Source organism: Cupriavidus sp. 2KB_3 (genome assembly GCF_052115685.1).
GTDB lineage: Bacteria > Pseudomonadota > Gammaproteobacteria > Burkholderiales > Burkholderiaceae > Cupriavidus > Cupriavidus campinensis.
Genome location: NZ_JBFRHD010000018.1, coordinates 20,318 through 37,508, shown reverse-complemented (window position 1 = coordinate 37,508; position 17,191 = coordinate 20,318). Strand labels below are relative to the sequence as shown.

The window sequence follows — 17,191 nt, the reverse complement described above, 5'->3', positions numbered from 1 at the left end:
ATGAATACCCCTTTCCAGCGTCCCTACGGTACGCCACTGCCCCTGGAGGACGACGAGTTCATCCTGCGCGATCTGGTGCGCATGGTGCGCCAGCAGCTTGGCTGGGTGATCGGCATCACGGCCGTGGTGGCCGCGGTGGCCACGCTCTACGCCTACTCGCTGCCGGCAATCTACGCGGCGGACGCGCTGCTCCAGGTGCAGGCAAAGAACGCGGACAGCAACCCGCTGTCGCGTGCTTCGCAGATGATGGGCGGCAACTCGCCGCTGGGCACCGAGACCGAGATCGAGATCATCCGCAGCCGCTCGGTGCTTGAGCCGGTGGTGAATGCGTTCCGGCTCAACGTCTCGGTGTCGCCGGTGGTCATGCCCTACCTCGGCAACCTGGCGCGGCGCTTCGCCAAGGCGGGCGAGCCCGCGCCGGCCTGGTTCGGGCTGTCGCGCTACGCCTGGGGCGGCGAGCAGATCGACCTGGAGCTGCTCGGCGTGCCGCCGGCGCTGGAAGGCGTGCCGCTGACGCTGCGCGCGCTCGGCAACGAAAGCTTCGCGCTGTACGACCCCGAAGGGGTGAAGCTGCTGAGCGGACAGGTGGGCGAGATTGTCGACGACGGCCCGCTGCAGATCCGTATCGGCAAGCTCGTGGCCCGGCCCGGCACGGAGTTCACCGTCACGCGTGCGAACCAGCTTGCCGCCATTAGCGGGCTGGCCAAGTCGCTGCTGGTGCTGGAGCAGGGCAAGCAGACCGGCATCGTGCAGATTTCGATGGAGAGCAGCGACCGCGTGCGCGCCATGCAGATCGCCAACGCGGTGGTGCAGTCCTACGTGCGGCAGAACCTGGAGCGGCATCAGGAGGAAACCGCCCGTACGCTCGACTTCCTCAACGCCGAGGTGCCGCGCGTGCGCGCCGACCTGGAGAAGGCCGAGGACGCGCTGGCCGCGTTGCAACAGCGCCAGGGCGCGGTGAAGCCGACCTCGGAAGCCCAGTCCTACCTGGCGGGCGGGCTGGAGCTGGATCGCCAGATTGCCCAGCTGAACCTGCAGCGCACGCAGCTGCTGCAACGCTTCATGCCGGGCCATCCGCAGGTGCAGACCATCGACACGCAGCTCGGGCAGCTGCGCGCGCTGCAACAGAAGCTGGAATCGCGCTTCCACGACATGCCGGCGTCCGAGAAGGCCGGCGTGCGCATGGAGCGCGACGTGAAGATCGCCCAGGAGATCTACATCTCGCTGCAGAACAAGACGCAGGAGCTGATGATCAACCGTGCCGGCATGGTCGGCAATGTGCATGTGCTGGACGAGGCGCTGGTGCCGTCGTCGCCGGTCAAGCCCAAGCGGGCGCTGATCATCGCCGCCGGGCTGATCCTGGGGCTGGTGCTGGCGGTGCTGACGGTGTTCCTGCGCCGCGCGGTGTTTGGCCGCATGCACGAGATGGAGGAGATCGAACGGCGCCTGGCGCTGCCGATGTTCGGCGAGATTCCGTTCAGCCCGGCGCAGAGCTGGCTGGAGGACTACTCGCGGCTCGAAGCCACGACCCCGCCCGAGTTGCCGCTGCCGGTGGAACTGGCCGGCGCCGAGCACGTGCCGGTGACGCCCGAGCGCGCCGAGGAATGGCTGCCCGCCGCCACCCGTCCGGTGCTGGCGGAGAGCCGGCCGCACGACGAGGCCATCGAGGCGCTGTGCGGCATCTGCACGCAGTTCCAGTTCACGCTGGAGCAGATGGGCCACCGCGTGGTGGCGATGGTCGGGGCCACCTCCGGGGTCGGCAAGAGCTTCGTCACGTCGAACCTCGGCACGCTGCTGGCCAAGTCGAACCGCCGCGTGCTGCTGATCGATGGCGACCTGCGCCGCCAGCGCCTGTCCGGCTACTTCAACCGCGCCGCCGGCATGGGGCTCTCGGAAATGCTGGGCGGCCGCATCGACGCCAACCAGGCGGTGGTGCCCACGGGCGTGTCGAACCTCTGGATCGTGCCCGCCGGCAACTTCGGCGCCACGCCGGCCGAGCTGCTGATGAACACGCGCTTCCGCCAGGCACTGGACACCTACGCGCGCACCTACGACCTGGTCATCATCGATACCCCGCCGGTGCTCGATCACAACGATGCGATGGCCGTCTCCGCGCTGGCCGCCGCCACCGTGATGGTGCTGCGCGCGGGTGCTCATACCGAGGAACAGATCGTCGATGCGGTGAAGCGGCTCAAGCGCGCCGGCGGCAACGTGGTGGGGGGCATCCTCAACACCGTGGTCGGCGAAGCCGTGCCGCAGTCCGACAGCCTGAGCGACACGCTCGCGCGCGCCGCCGGGCAGCCCGCGTGATGCGCCGCCCTGCCCGTCATACGCGCCACACGCGTCTCGCACGCCTCCCGGGAGCCCGCCCGTGATGACCCTCGCCCTCGACGGCCCCCGCCGCGCCAGCCGGCAGCTGCATCCCGCGCTGGTGCCGGGGCTGTTCTTCGCCTTCGTGCTGGTGCTGATCCTGCTCAGGCTGGGCCGCGTGGTGGAGCTGGCGTACCCGGTGGGCGCCGTGCTGGTGGGGCTGATGTGCTACCGGCGCAACCCGGCCGAGTATGTGTCCTTCATGTGCTGGCTCTACTTCCTCTCGCCCGAGGTGCGCCGCATCGCCGACTTCTTCAACGGCGCCTACAACCCCATCAGCCCGATCCAGATGGCGCCGGTGCTGGTGGCCATCCTCAGCGGCCTGACCGTGCTCACCCACTACCGCGTGGTGGCGACCAAGCGCGCCTTCCCGTCGCTGCTGATCGTGCTGGCGATGACGTATGCGCTGGTGGTGGGGTGCATCCGCAACTCGGTGCCGTCCGCGCTGTTCTCGTTCGGCTACGCCATCATCCCGGTCTTCGTCGGCTTCCATGTGCTGGCCACCTGGAAGCACTTCCCGGTCTATTCACGCGTGCTGGTCTCCACGTTCAGCTGGGGCATGTTCGTGATCGGCATCTACGGGGTGATCCAGTACGTGCTGATGCCGCCCTGGGACGCCATGTGGATGCTGAAGTCCGGCATCGGCTCGGTGGGCGAGCCGCTGCCGTTCAGCTTCCGCGTGTTCAGCACGCTCAACTCGCCGGGGCCGCTCGCCACGGTGCTGATGGGCGGACTGCTGTTCATGCTGGCCGGGCGCGGCAAGGTGGTCTGGGTGGGCGCGGTGTCCGGGCTGGTGGTGCTGCTGCTGACGGCCGTGCGCTCGGCCTGGGGCGGACTGATCATCGGCGGGATCTACGCGCTGGCCTGCATCGACGCCCGCACGCGCGCCCGGGTGATCCTCGCCATCCTGATCGTCTCCGCGCTGTCCGTGCCAATGTTCGCCGTCGAGGAATTCGCCAAGCCGGTACTGGACCGCATGGAGAGCGTGACGTCGATCAAGGACGACCGCAGCTTCCAGATCCGCATGCGCTTCTACGAGTCCTTCCTGGCCGTGGCGACCAGCGACATCGCCGGGCAAGGCATGGGCGCGGTTGGCATCGGCACCAAGCTCGACTCCGCCACCAGCCAGCTCGGCAAGTTCGGCGTGTTCGACAGCGGGCTGATGGAGATTCCGTTCGTGATGGGCTGGCCCGGCACGCTGCTCTACCTCACCGGGTTGATGTGGATGATTGGCCGCGCGATGAAGCGCGGGCTGGCGATGAAGTCCAACCGGCTGCTTGCCGCCGCCGTGGGCACCGCCATCGCGCTGGTCTCGATGCTGGTGTTCAGCAACACGCTGAACGCGTTCGACGGCATCCTGTTCCAGCTCGGCGTGACGCTGCCCGTGATCGGCCACCGCTATGCACGCATGCTGGCGGCGTCGGGCGGGACCACGCCATGACGCCGGCCTCCGCCGCAGCGGCGCCCGGCGTGCCGCCGCTGCGTGTCGCCATCGTCACGCACGTGGTGGACCGCAACGACGGGCAGGGCCGCGTGAACCACGAGATCGTGGCGGCGGCGCTGGCGGCGGGCTGCGAGGTGACCCTGGTGGCCAGCCAGGTGGCGGCGATGTGGCGTGAGCATCCGCGCGTGCGCTGGCACGCCGTGCCCGAGGCGCGGCTGCCCTCGGCGCTGCTGCGCTACCAGGCCTTCGCCGTGGCGAGTGGCTGGTGGCTGGCGCGACACCGGCGCCAGTTCGACATCGTTCACGTGAACGGCTTCATCACCTGGGCCCATGCCGATGTGAACACGGCGCACTTCGTGCACCACGGCTGGCTGCATTCCGGCTACTACCCGTACCGCCTGCGCGGTGGCGCGCGCGCGCTCTACCAATGGGTCTATACGCGGCTCAATGCCCGGCTGGAGCGTATGGCGTTCCGCCGCGCGCGGGCCGTGGTGGCGGTGTCGCCGCGCATCGTCGCGGAGCTGCGGGCGACCGGCGTGCCGGTGGATGGCATCGAGGTAATCCCGAACGGCGTGGACACCGCCGAGTTCGCCCCGGGCAAGGTCTGCCGCGCGCGCTTCCGGCTGCCGGTGGGCGTGCCGCTGCTGCTGTTCGCAGGCGACCTGCGCACGCCGCGCAAGAACCTGGACACCGTGCTGGCGGCGCTGGCCCAGGTGCCGGAGCCCGTGGCGCTGGCCGTGGCCGGCAGCGCCGAAGGCAGCCCCTATCCGCAGCGTGCCCGCGAACTCGGGCTGGCTGACCGCGTGCACTTTCTTGGCCACGTGGCCGACATGCCCTCGCTGATGCGCAGTTGCGACGCGCTGGTGTTTCCGTCGCGCTATGAGCCGATGGGCCTCGTGGTGCTGGAGGCCATGGCCAGCGGCATGGCCGTGCTGACCGCGCGCTCCACGGGCGCCGCCGGGCTGGTGCCGGACGGCGCCGGCATCGTGCTCGACGACCCTGACGACGCCGTGGCGCTGGCCGCCGCGATCCGCCGCTTCACGGCCGACCCCGGTGCGCTGCGGCGCATGGGGCAGGTCGGCCGCGCTGCCATGCTGGCGCAGGGCTGGGACGCGATGGGCCAGCACTATCTCCAGCTCTATCGCCGCCTGGCCGTGCGGCCCGTACCCATCCGATCGCAGGAAACCGACATGACGCTGAAGGGAGAGACCCGATGAACGCACCCTGGGCGATGGGCGACACGACGGCGTTGCAGCCCCCCGGGGCGCTGCGCACGCAGCCGGGCGCGAACGATGCCGGACCCGAGTCACTCGCGGTGCAGATGGCCGAGGCCGCACGCGCGCCGCTGACCGCGTTCCAGATCGGCATGCACTGGTTCCCCGAGCGTGCCGGCGGGCTGGACCGCATGTACCACGCGCTGGCCGGCGCCCTGCCCGATGCCGGCGTGGCCGTGCGCGGCATGGTGGCCGGCACTGGCGCGGCGGCGGCGGACACCCACGGTGCCATCGCCGCCTTCGCCCAGCCGGGGGCCAGCGTGCCGGCCCGGCTGCTGCGCGCGCGCCGCATGCTGCGGGAGCGGCTCGCCCGCGAGAAACCCGACGTCATCGCCTCGCACTTCGCGCTCTACACGCTGCCCGGGCTGGACCTGATCCGCGACTATCCCAAGGTGATGCACTTCCACGGCCCCTGGGCCGCCGAGAACACCGCCGAGGGCGTGGCCGACCTCGCCAGCCGCATCCAGCATCACGTGGAGGCGGCGGTCTACACGCGCTGCCAGCTGCATATCGTGCTGTCGATGGCCTTCGGCCGGGTGCTGCAAACGCGCTATGGCGTGGACCCGGCGCGCATCCGCATCGTGCCGGGCTGTGTCGATGCGGGGCGCTTTGGCGTGGCGATGGATCGCCGCGCGGCGCGCCAGGCGCTGAACCTGCCCACCGACCGGCCGATCGTACTGACGCTGCGGCGGCTGGTGCGGCGCATGGGGCTGGAAGACCTTGTCGATGCCATGGCGACCGTGCGCCGCAGCGTGCCGGATGCGCTGCTGCTGATCGTCGGGCGCGGCACGCTGGATGCGGAGCTGCGCGAGCGCATCGCGGCGATCGGCCTCCAGGACCACGTGCGGCTGCTTGGCGCGCTGCCGGATGCCCAGTTGCCGCTGGTCTACCGCGCGGCGGACCTGAGCGTGGTGCCCACGCTGACGCTGGAGGGCTTCGGCCTGACCACGGTGGAGTCGCTCGCCGCCGGCACGCCGGTGCTGGTGACCCCGGTGGGCGGGCTGCCCGAGGCGGTGCGCGAGCTGTCCGAAGCGCTGGTGCTGCCGGCCAGCGGGCCCACCGCGCTGGCGGCCGGCGTGACCGACGCGCTGCGCGGCACCCTGCGCCTGCCCGACGCCGAAGCGTGCCGCCAGTACGCACGTGAGCGGTTCGACGTGCCGGTCATCGCCGCGAAGGTGGCGCAGGTGTACCGCGAGGCGGTCAATCGATGCGAATGAACCAGCGAGCAGGATCGAGGGAGCGAAGATGAAAGTTGCAGTGGTCCATGACTGGCTGGTGGCGTACGCCGGCGCTGAACGGGTGCTCGAGCAGATCCTGCGCTGCTATCCCGAGGCGGACGTGTTCAGCCTGATCGACTTCGCCGAGGAGCGCGCCTTCCTGCAGGGCCGGCCTGTCACCACCTCGTTCATCCAGCGGCTGCCGTTCGCGCGCACGCGCTATCGCGGCTACCTGCCGCTGATGCCGCTCGCCATCGAGCAGCTCGACGTGTCCGGCTACGACCTCGTGATCTCCAGCTCGCACGCGGTGGCCAAGGGCGTGCTGACCGGCCCTGACCAGCTCCATATCAGCTACGTCCACACGCCGATCCGCTATGCGTGGGACCTCCAGCACCAGTACCTGCGCGAGAGCAACCTGCAATACGGGCTGCGCTCGGTGCTGGCGCGGATGCTGCTGCACTACATCCGCAACTGGGACGCCCGCACGCGCGATGGCGTGGACCACTACATCGCCAACTCGGCGTTCGTGGGGCGGCGCATCCGCAAGATCTACGGCCGCCATGCCAGCGTGATCCATCCGCCCGTGGACGTGGAAGCCTTCGTGCCGGGCGGCCCGCGCGAGGACTACTACGTCACGGTGTCCCGGCTGGTGCCCTACAAGCGCGTGCCGCTGATCGCCGAGGCCTTCGCGAAGATGCCGGACCGCAAGCTGGTCATCGTTGGCACCGGGCCGGAGCTGGACAAGGTGCGCCAGGCGGCGGGGCCCAATGTGCAGGTGATGGGCCACCTGCCGTTCGAGGCCATGCGCCGCACCATGCAACACGCGCGCGCCTTCCTGTTCGCGGCCGAGGAGGACTTCGGCATCTCGGTGGTGGAGGCGCAGGCCTGCGGCACGCCGGTTATCGCCTATGGGCGCGGCGGCGCACTGGAGACGGTGCGCGACGAACAAAGCGCCATGCCCACCGGCCTGTTTTTTGCCGAACAAAGCGTGCCGGCGATCATCGACGCCGTGGAGCGCTTCGAGCGCCAGCCCGAACTCTTCCGCCCCGAGTATTGCCGGCTCAACGCCGAGCAGTTCTCGGCCGACCAGTTCCGCGAGGCGCTGCTGGGCTTCGTGGCGCGGGCGCAGGCCATGGCCGCCGGGGGGAAGTCGTCCGGCGGCGGGGGCGACGATGCGTCCCGGCCCGTGCGTGACGACCAGCTCGACGGCTTTGCGGGGTGGCGCGATGGCTGATGCGCACCGGGTGCCGCCCGCGTGCGTGCCCCGGCCAGGCCAGACACGTTTGGGTTCCTTCCTCGCCACGCTGGGGCTGATCGCCCTCCTGCTGCTGTGCGCGCCCGTGGCACCGGCCGGGGCGGCTGGGCTCGACTACCGCACGTCCTGGGTCGGCAACACGCTGGGGTTTGGCAATGGCCGCTGGGTGCCCAACGCCGTGGAGGACATCGTCGTCACGCCGGAAGCCGTGGTGCTGACCAACACCGAGTGGGACGAGGCCGGTGGCGAAATCACGCTGATCCGCGACGGCAAGGTCGAGGGCGTGGGCGACCACACGCACGGCTGGGGCAACTTCGGCGGCGACGCGATTGCCGTGGGCGACGGCTACGCCTTCACGGCGGCGCGCATCGAGAATGCCGGCGGCAAGCTGGCCAACCGGCCCGGCTATCCGGAGAAGAACACGGTCTGGTTTGGCCTGATGCGGCGCGAACTCGACCGCCTGCAGCGCGGCGCGCCGTTCGAGGGCGGCGTGGGCAATTCGGACGACGTGAACCCGAGCCCGGTGCTGAACAGCTTCCTGCGCATCACCGCCGTGCGCGAGGGCGAGGACGCCGCGGTGCGCGGCCTGGCCGTGCAGAACAACGTGCTGTACGCGGCCACGCCGCTGCGCAACCGCATCGACCGCTTCGACACCCGCACCATGCGCCGGCTGGGCGCCTGGGAGGCCGAGCAGCCGGGCAAGATGGCGCCGGACGGCGCCGGCAACCTGTGGGTGATCCTGCGCACGACGGGCACGCAGGGCCGGCAGGTGGTGCGCTTCGATGCCGACGGCAAACGCACCGCGCAGGTGCCGCTGCCGGCTGGCACCGTGCCGGTGGACGTGGCGGTGGGCGTGGACGGCCGCCTGCTGGTGGCCGACAACGGCCCGAACCAGAACCTGCTCTGGTTCCAGGTGGAGGGCAACACGGTGACCCCGGCGGGCGAGCTGGGCGAGCGCGGCGGCGCCTATAGCACCCGCAACGGCGCGCGCGCGGGCAGCGTGGGGCCGCTGCGTTTCCAGGGCCTGACCAGCGTGGGGCTGGATCGCAAAGGCAATATCTACGTGGCGATGAGCGGCATGGGCCCGCGCCCGGTGGGGCATCGCCCCTACCACTTTGGCGCCGTGATCGAGAGCTACACGCCGGACGCCAAGCCGCGCTGGCGGCTGGAGGGCCTGCTGTTCCTCGATACCGTGCACGTCGATCCCGCCGACCCCGGCTGGGCCTACACCGGCACACGGCGCTTCCGGCTCGACTTCGACCACATGGACCCCGGCAGCGAGTGGCGTTATACCGGCATCACCCAGGACCCGTTCCGCTACCCGCAGGACGCCGCCTTTGCGGCCGGCCCCGAGGGGCGCGGCTTTCCGCTGATGCGGCGCATCCAGGGCCGGCTGTTCGGCTTCTTCACGGACCGCCACGCCAAGTACCTCAAGATCTATCGCTTCGATCCGGCACGCTCGGAGCTTGCCGTGCCGGCTGGCTTCATCTCGACCCGGCGCATCGAGGGCGCCTGGCCGCCGTTCCAGCCGCCGTCCGGTGAATGGATCTGGCACGACGACAACGGCGATTCCCGCTTCCAGGCCAACGAGTTCGAGCGCAACGGCGGCCGCGACGCCCCGGCGATGCAGGCCTGGTGGGTGGACGACCGGGGCGACGTCTGGGCCGGCTCCTACGACCAGGGCATCCGCCGCTTCCGCCTGCGCGGGCTGGATCGCCAGGGCAACCCCGACTACAGCTTCGACACCGTGGAGCGCGAGCCGATGCCGGCGCCGTTCACCAAGGTGCAGCGCCTGCAATATTTCCCGGAGACCGACACCATGTACCTGACCGGCGCCACGGCCGCCAAGCCCTATGACCCCGGCCAGTGGGACTCTATCGGGCGCGTGGTGGCGCGCTACGACAACTGGCGCGGCACCAGCCGCAACACCGTGCGCAAGCCGCGCTACGTGGTGGAGCTGGACAGCCTTCCGGGCCGGCGCCCCACGCAGGGCATCGAGGGCATTGCCGTGGCCGGCGACTACATGTTCCTGGTCGAGGCCGAGAAGGCCCACGTGCGGGTGCTGGACAACCGCACCGGCCGGCATATCGGCGTGATGACGCCCGGCGGCGAGGTGGGCGGCGAGAGCGGCTGGGTCGATGTGCCGATGGGCATCACCGCGCTGCGCCGCCCCAACGGCGAGTACGTGGTCTTCGTCGAGGAAGACGCGCGTGGCAAGAACCTGATGTACCGGTGGCGCCCGGCGGCGACGCCGACACCGGCATCGGCATCGGCATCGGCATCGGCCGGGGAGGCGAAACGCCCATGATGGACGTGACGCTGCGGCGCAACCTGCTGATCAACCTGACCGGGCTCGCCTTGCCGACGCTGGTGTCGCTGGTGACCGTGCCGCTCTATATCAAGGTGCTGGGCGTGGATCGCTTCGGCGTGATGACGCTGGTCTGGGTGCTGGTGGGCTATTTCACGCTGTGCGACTTCGGCATCAGCCTGGCGGGCGAGAAGCGCATCGCCCGCGCGCTGGCCACCGCCGACCGTGCCGACATCGCCCTGACGTTCTGGAGTGCGCTCTGGACCAGTCTGGTGACCGGGCTGATCGGCGCGGTGATCCTCTGGGGCGTGGCCGGCGCCTATTTCCATTGGGCCACGCACGCGCCCGAGGCGCTGCTGAACGAGGTGACGCGGGCACTGCCGTGGATCGCGCTGTCGATCCCGGTCGGCAACGTGGCGCTGGTCTTTGCCGGGGCGATCAGCGCGGCGGAGCGCTTCTCGGTCTTCAACATCAACCAGACCATCGGCACGGTGATGTTCCAGGTGCTGCCCGTGACGGCGGCGTTCGTGCTGGCGCCGACCCTGGAGGTGGCGCTGTGCACGGCGGTCATCGCCCGGGCCGTGAGCGCGCTGATGCTGGGCGTGGCGGCGGTGCGCGTGCTGGAGATCGACACGGTGCAGCGGGCCCAGCGCGCCTGCGTGCGCGCCCTGTTCGGCTATGGCCGCTGGCTGCAGCTGACCGTGGCGGCCAACATGATCGGCGAGTCGCTGGACCGCGTGGTGGTGGGTGCGCTCCAGCCGCCGCGCTTCGTCACGTACTACGCGGTGCCGCAGAACCTGGTCTCGCGGCTGAACCTGCTCTCGGGTGCGCTCTCGCGCACGCTGTTCCCGCGCCTGGCCGCCGCGCGGCGCGAGGAGGCGGTCGAGATCGCCCATCACGCGCTCGGCTTCCTCCAGACGCTGCTCACGCCGGTGACGATTGGCGCGCTGTTCGTGCTGGAGCCGTTCCTGCACGCATGGGTGGGGCAGGAGCTGTCGGCCAGCTCGGGCGAGATCGGCCGGATCATGGTGCTGGGTGTGTGGCTTGGCGGACAGACGACCGTGGCGCGCAACCTCATGCTGGCCCAAGGCAAGGAGGCGGGTGTGGCGCACGTGTCGCTGCTGCTGCTGCCGGCGTTTGCGCTGCTGCTGTGGGGCGGGGTCTACCTGTTCGGCATCCAGGGTGCGGTGATGGCGGTGCTGGTGCGCGGCGTGGCCGAGTATGCGGCGCTGCTGCGGCTCTGCGGCATGCGCGCACGGCCGCTGGTGCACGAGATGGCGCCGCATCTGGTCTTCGTCGCGCTGGCGCTGCTGCTGGCATCGCACGTGAACGGCTGGCTCCCTTGCCTGGCGGCGGGCACGGCGCTCGCCCTTTGCAACATGGGATGGTCGCTGCACAGCTCGGCCACGTTCCGGGATGTGGCGAAATCGGCCTGGCGGCGCGTGTCGCCGCGCCCCACGCCTGACAGCGCGGCACCGGATGTCGCCGCGCCCGCTAACCACGAAGGGAAGACATGAGGATCCTTCACCTGGCCAACCACGCCCGCGATGTCGGCAACGGCATTGTGAACGTCATGGTGGATCTGGCGGTGGCGCAGGCCGCGGCCGGGCACTCGGTCACCATCGCCTCCGCCGAATGCGGGTTTGGCGAGCTGCTGGCCGGCTCGGGCGTGCGGCACGTGACGCTGGCGCAGCGCAAGCCGCTCGCCCTGCCGCTGGCGGTGCGCGAACTGCGCCGGCTGACGCGCGAGATGGCACCCGAGATCGTCCATGCGCACATGGTGTCCGGGGCACTGGTCGGCGCGCTGGCGCGCCGCGCGGGCGGCGGGCCCTACGCGCTGGTGACCACGGTCCACAACGAATTCCAGCGCAGCTCGGACCTGATGCGCCTGGGCGACCGCGTGGTGGCCGTCAGCGGCGCCGTGGCGGCGTCGATGATCGGGCGCGGCATTCCGAGGGACAAGATCCGCGTGGTGCGCAACGGCACCATTGGCTCCGCCAGGCTGGCGCGGCTGCCGGCGGCGCCGAATGCGCTGAAAGCGCTCGCCGGCCCGTCGATCGTCACGGTATCCGGTCTCTATGCGCGCAAGGGCGTGCTCGACCTGATCGATGCCTTCGCCGATGTGCACCGCGCCGTGCCGGGTGCGCAGCTTTATCTGGTCGGCAACGGCCCGGACCGCGCGGCCTGCGTACAACTGGCGGAAGACCTGGGCGTCAGCGACGCCGTGCACCTGCCCGGCTTCGCGCGGGACCCCCGGCCGTGGATGCGGGCCGCCGACGTGTTCGTGTTGGCCTCGCACTCGGAATCGTTCCCGCTGGTGCTGAGCGAAGCCCGCGAGGCCGGCTGCGCCATCGTCGCCACGGCGGTGGGCGGCGTGCCCGAGGCGCTCGGCTACGGTGCGGCGGGCCTGATCGTGCCGGCCCAGCGGCCCCGCCTGCTGGGCGAGGCGCTGTCCAACCTGCTGCGCGATCGCGCCACGCTCGACGGCTGGCGCGCGCGCGCCGCGCAGGACATCGACTGGCTGCGCGTGGACCGCGTGGAACGCGACTACGGCGCCATCTATACAGAATTGCTGGCCGAGGTGCGCCAGCCCCAGCGCACCCCGCCCGCCCAATCCGCCCAATCCGCCCAACCCGCCCCGCTTCCCGTTGCCGGCGTGACCGAGCCCACCAAGGAGCTGGCGCGCCATGGCTGAACAGGACCCCCCACGCATGCTCCACGTCAACCTGCTGGCGCACGGCACCGAGGCCACCCGCCCGGCGCAATCGGCCCGCCAGCGGGTGCTCTTCGTCGACCAGAGCGGCCAGATCGGCGGCGCGCAGCTGAGCCTGCTCGATATCGCGCGGCATCGTAGCCATGACAGCGAAGTGGTGCTGCTCGATGACGGCCCGTTCCGCGAGCGGCTGGCGGCGCATGGCGTACGCGTGCATGTGGAAGCCGGCGGCGCCGTGGGCGCGCTGCGCCAGCGCGGGTTTGGCACGGGCGCGCTGCGCGGTCTGCTGGCGCTGCCCTCGCTGGTGCGGCGCGTGGCCCGGCGCGCGGCGTGCGCGGACGTGGTCTACGCCAACACGCAGCGGGCCATGGCGGTTTGCGTGCTCGGCAAGTGGCTGCACCGGCGCCCGGTGGTCTGGCACCTGCGCGATATCGTCGATGACAGCTTCTTTGGTCGCACCCAGCGCACCGCCATCCGCCTGCTGTCGCGCGGGCTGACCCGCGTGATCGCCAACTCGCAGGCCAGCGCGGATGCGTTCCGCGCGCTGGCCGGCAACGGTGTGCCCATCGAGGTGGTGCACAACGGCATCGATCCCGCGCCCTTCGACGCCGCGCTGCTGCGCGACCGCCTGGCGCTGCGCGTGGCCAACGGCCTGCCATCCACCGGACTGCTGGTCGGCCTGTTCGGCCGGCTGACGCCGTGGAAGGGCCAGCGCGTGCTGATGGAAGCCGTCGCGCGCATGCCCGGCGCGACCATGGTGCTGGTCGGCGCGCCGCTGTTTGGCGAACACACTTACGAGGCAGCGCTGCGCGCGCGCGCCGCCGAGCCGGATCTGGCCGGGCGCGTGCACTTTCTGGGCTTTCGTGCCGATGTGGCCGAACTCATGCACTGCATGGACGTGGTGGTGCATGCCTCAGTCTGGGCCGAGCCGTTCGGGCGCGTGGTGGTGGAGGGCATGCTGGCGGCGCGTCCCGTGGTGGCCACGGCGGCGGGCGGCGTGAAGGAAATCGTCGATGACGGCGAGACCGGCATCCTGGTCTCGCCCGATGACGCGCCGGCACTGGCCAGCGCCCTGACCCGGCTGGCCGACGAGGCCGAGCGCGACCAGATGGGTGTCCGCGCGCGCGCGGCAGCGGTGGCGCGCTTCTCCCCGCTGGCCATGCTCACGGCCGTGGACCGCATCGTCGCCGACGTGGCACGCCGCGACGGCGTGGCGCAGGACGCGCCCGCCGTCTGACTTCCCTTTCCTGATTATCTGGATATCAGCGTGGCGTGACGGTCGCCGATTCGGCGGCGATCGGCGTCACGCCGCCGGTCGTGCCCGCGCCGCGCGCATGCCGGTGGATATAGCCGCAGGCCAGCCACGTGGTGCGCCACGCCTCGGCCACGCCGCGCAGCCCCTGCCGGCGCACGTTGTGGGCCAGGTTGTGAGACACCGCCACCATCAGGAACACCGCGGCCTTGGCCGGGCGGCGCTCGCTCCAGCCATAGCGCTTGAACGTGGTGTAGATGCGCGAGGCGTGCAGGAACGGCCGGTAGTAGTCGCGGTTGGCCGGCGACGGGAAATGGTGATTGGCCGCGCTGGCCAGCCATTCGATGCGGAAGCCGTGCTTGAACACCGCCCGGCTGGCCAGGTCGATCTCGTCGTAGCCATAGACCAGCTGCTCGTCGAAGGCCACGTGGTCGAACAGTTCGCGCGGAAATACGGTGCTGTTGATCACGATCGAGTACATGCGCTCGCCGCAGCGGTAGTTGTGCTGCTGGAAGCCCAGGAAGGCGCCCTTGTGCGGGCGCACGCGCTCGCCGTGGCAGACCTCGGTGCCGGTCAGGATCAGCCGGTTGGCCGGCCCGCCAGCGGCCACGTGGTGCACCTGGTCGTCGAGCAGCCGTTCCGCCATCTGCTGGAGGAAGGTCTGGCCCAGCGTGGCGTCATCGTCGATAAACAGCACGTGCGTGCCCGTGGCGGCGGCCAGGGCGCGATTGCGGTTGGCGCAGAGGCCGCGGCGTGGCCCTTCGAGATAGGTGATGGCCGGGAACTCGCCCAGCATCATGTCGCGCGTGCGGTAGTCGGTGCTGTCGTCGGAGACGATCAGCTGGTGCACGGGCGTGGTGGAGGCCTGGACCGATTGCAGCGCGCGGCGCAGGTCGTCGGGCCGGTTTCGCGTGCAGATGCACAGCGAGAACGTCGGCAGGAAGCTGGCTGACATGGCGATTTCTCCCGTCGGGCTGGTGCCCGTATCGTCGTTTGCAGCCTGTGCGGCTGTCTGCGTCAGTCTGGGAGGCGCGGCTGGCGGGGTCTGTACGCTCGCTCACCCACTCCCGCACCTCCGGGTGCCCGCCGCGCCTGCGCGGGGGGCCCCGGGAGGGGGAGCGAACGCGGCTCAGAGGCCGGGCTGCGTGGGGAACGATGCGTCGCGCCGTACCGCCGGCGCCGCACGCGTGGCGCGCTCGTCGCCGCTGACCCAGTCCAGCGTGGCGCCGCGTTGCAGCGCGGCGTAGACTGCTTCGCCCTTGTTCTTGACCTTAAGGCGTTGGTACAGCGTGCAGGCGTGGCTCTTCACCGTGGCCACCGAGATATTGAGCATGCGGCTGACCGTCTTGATCGGATAGCCGCGCGCCAGCAGCACCAGCACCTCGTACTGGCGCGGCGTGATCTTGAGCATCTCGGCCTCGTCGTAGCTCGGTTCGTCCTCGGTCAGCGGCTGGGCCGTGGCACGCAGGGCGCCCATCGCGGCGCGGGGCGTGACGGCGCAGGCGGCCAGCGCGTGCGGATCGGTCTGTACCGTGGCGGTCAGCGGCAGTGGCGCGGCCGAAGCCAGGGACGTCGTGGCCGGCAGTGCCGAGCGCGAGGCGGCCGGGGCGGTTGCCATGGCGGCCGGCACGGCATCGCCCGCGAACATCAGGCCCTGCACGCTGGAGACGGCCAGCCGGATGGCGGCTTCGATCACCGCCAGCGAGGCCGATTTCGGCAGGCAACCGCAGATGCCCCGCGCGGCATCCGCCGTGGGCGCATGCAGCGGCAGCTGGTCGGACAGCACCAGGATGCGTTGCGGCGCAAGCCGTTCGCGAGCCAGCTCCAGCTGCGTCCAGCCGGCAAACTCGTCGGCGGGCATGCCGAAGACCAGCAGGTCGGCGTTGCGGTAAGGGGTATCCAGTTTGCCGATGTCGGCCGGCGCAAGCGCCAGTACGTGTCCGGATTCCTGGATGGTTTCGAGCATCTGCAACAGCCCGAGGCGGAGCAACGGATGCTCCTCAATCAGCAAGGCGTTCATTATTCTTCACTCCCCGTTTGGCGGGTGAGATGCGGGCGCTTTGCTTAAGGGAATGTCACCGGCAGGGCGGCCACCCATGACAGATGCCGCGAAGACCGCTTGAACCCCGTGCTTCCGTGTCAGTCGATGTCCAGTTGTGAGATTGGACTTCCCGCGCGACCGGAAGGTTGACCCGAACCCTAACCCGAAAAAAATCGCTCCTAAATTCGGCTTAAATTCATCTTATGGGCTGGTTCATCTGAAAGCAAGCGGGTGGAATTCAGCGTCTGCTGAGGTGGAATGAAAACGAACTCATAATCCATGGCTAAACCGAGCCATGCCTCATGCGTTTGGGCGGCGATGTTCGTCAAGCGCCATCTGGCACGGGCTGGCCGGGCCGTTGCAGGCCTGAAACAGGGTGTCTGGAATATGTTTCATCATTGCAACCATATTGAATAAACGACACACGATTAATGGGAAAGCGTCACCCGACTGGGGGGTGCGGCATTAACGAATGGCTGCTTTATGCGCCAGTTTTGAAACCATTACAAAATCACTGGTGGATGGCGGCGAGGGCAGTTCTCCTTTCGTGGGGAGTCTCGTGGCCTAGTGCAAAAGGATGAGAGTGAAATCCCACCTCGGGAGGAAAGTAATCAGGGGTGTTAAGGGGGCGGCGCCCGGCTTGCCACCCACCTTCGTGGGGATACACCCCACCGACAGGGGGAGGGCTGAAAGCCTGATGGCCTAATGGCCAAATGGACTGATTTGGCAGAATCGGAAAAGGAAGGGAAACCGAAACCGAAACCGAAACGGGCCGGACCACATGCCCATGGTCCGGCCCGTTGCCATTGATCAGTCGCTACGCTCGGCGTGCGCCTCAGCGCGCCCAATACCCGGGACGCCTGACCCAACCGTGCGGGCCCTGCACCCAGCGGTCCGGCACATAGCGGTAGCCGGGGCGCGCCGCCTGGTAGTAGCCGCCGCGCCAGGCGTAGTTGCCCTGCACGCGGTCATAGTGGCCGGGCACCCAGACCTTGCCCGGGCGCGGCGCCGGGCGCACTTCATGGCGCGGCGGGGGCGGGCGGCCGTCATAGCCATGGGCCTGGGCGGGCGACATCAGCCCGAAGGCACTCCCGGCGGCAAGGACGGCGGCAGCAAGCATCAGTTGGCGTTTCATGGTGGTTCTCCTTCTACCGGGTCATCCGGTCGGGCAAAGCAGGCTGTGGATGTGGGGTTGTTCGATGAAGTCCGACGCCGTGGCCGATCGGCCGATCAATAGCGGCCGCGGTCGTGGTAGTGGTAATGGCCGCCGCGCGGCGGCACGACGATGCAGGCTGAAAGCAGGGCGCTCGTGGTGGC

The 17,191-nt window shown here is 70.0% G+C and carries 11 protein-coding genes and 1 pseudogene; 9 read left to right on the top strand and 3 right to left on the bottom strand.

Going from position 1 to position 17,191, the window contains the following annotated elements; all coding sequences use genetic code 11:
* The 9 genes and pseudogenes from AB4120_RS19415 to AB4120_RS19375 all read left to right on the top strand — a co-directional run bounded on the left by AB4120_RS19415 (position 1) and on the right by AB4120_RS19375 (position 13,818).
* Positions 1-2,310 carry a polysaccharide biosynthesis tyrosine autokinase gene (locus AB4120_RS19415; protein WP_441642716.1) on the top strand — a complete coding sequence of 770 codons (2,310 nt, stop codon included), beginning with the start codon at positions 1-3 and terminating at the stop codon, positions 2,308-2,310.
* A 64-nt stretch (positions 2,311-2,374) separates the two neighbouring features.
* Positions 2,375-3,811, top strand: a complete 1,437-nt coding sequence (locus tag AB4120_RS19410) for an O-antigen ligase family protein (protein ID WP_441642729.1) — start codon at positions 2,375-2,377, stop codon at positions 3,809-3,811.
* On the top strand, positions 3,808-5,031 hold the full coding sequence (locus AB4120_RS19405; RefSeq protein WP_262389714.1) for a glycosyltransferase family 4 protein: 1,224 nt from the start codon (positions 3,808-3,810) through the stop codon (positions 5,029-5,031). The genes AB4120_RS19410 and AB4120_RS19405 overlap by 4 nt, the downstream gene beginning before the upstream one ends.
* A gap of 104 nt (positions 5,032-5,135) precedes the next feature.
* Positions 5,136-6,305: a glycosyltransferase family 4 protein gene (locus AB4120_RS19400; protein WP_149138566.1), complete on the top strand. Its 1,170-nt coding sequence runs from the start codon at positions 5,136-5,138 to the stop codon at positions 6,303-6,305.
* A 28-nt stretch (positions 6,306-6,333) separates the two neighbouring features.
* Positions 6,334-7,512: pseudogene (locus tag AB4120_RS19395) on the top strand (glycosyltransferase family 4 protein); the annotation flags it as partial.
* A gap of 76 nt (positions 7,513-7,588) precedes the next feature.
* On the top strand, positions 7,589-9,868 hold the full coding sequence (locus tag AB4120_RS19390) for a hypothetical protein (protein ID WP_441642715.1): 2,280 nt from the start codon (positions 7,589-7,591) through the stop codon (positions 9,866-9,868).
* Positions 9,865-11,385, top strand: coding sequence for an oligosaccharide flippase family protein (locus AB4120_RS19385; RefSeq protein ID WP_441642714.1), 1,521 nt, complete (start codon positions 9,865-9,867; stop codon positions 11,383-11,385). The genes AB4120_RS19390 and AB4120_RS19385 overlap by 4 nt, the downstream gene beginning before the upstream one ends.
* Positions 11,382-12,563, top strand: coding sequence for a glycosyltransferase (locus tag AB4120_RS19380; RefSeq protein WP_149138570.1), 1,182 nt, complete (start codon positions 11,382-11,384; stop codon positions 12,561-12,563). The genes AB4120_RS19385 and AB4120_RS19380 overlap by 4 nt, the downstream gene beginning before the upstream one ends.
* Positions 12,556-13,818 (top strand): glycosyltransferase family 4 protein, encoded by a 1,263-nt coding sequence (locus AB4120_RS19375; protein ID WP_149138571.1) that lies wholly within the window; start codon positions 12,556-12,558, stop codon positions 13,816-13,818. Before AB4120_RS19380 ends, AB4120_RS19375 begins: the two co-directional genes overlap by 8 nt.
* Positions 13,819-13,843: 25 nt before the next feature.
* On the opposite strand, the gene AB4120_RS19370 is transcribed toward AB4120_RS19375, so the two are convergent.
* The 3 genes from AB4120_RS19370 to AB4120_RS19360 form a co-directional block, all read right to left on the bottom strand.
* Positions 13,844-14,788, bottom strand: coding sequence for a glycosyltransferase family 2 protein (locus tag AB4120_RS19370; RefSeq protein ID WP_149138572.1), 945 nt, complete (start codon positions 14,786-14,788; stop codon positions 13,844-13,846).
* Positions 14,789-14,962: 174 nt separating this feature from the next.
* Positions 14,963-15,853, bottom strand: a complete 891-nt coding sequence (locus tag AB4120_RS19365) for a helix-turn-helix transcriptional regulator (protein WP_149138573.1) — start codon at positions 15,851-15,853, stop codon at positions 14,963-14,965.
* 856 nt (positions 15,854-16,709) lie between these two features.
* Positions 16,710-17,009 (bottom strand): YXWGXW repeat-containing protein, encoded by a 300-nt coding sequence (locus AB4120_RS19360; protein ID WP_149138574.1) that lies wholly within the window; start codon positions 17,007-17,009, stop codon positions 16,710-16,712.
* Between the last annotated feature and the right edge of the window lie 182 nt (positions 17,010-17,191).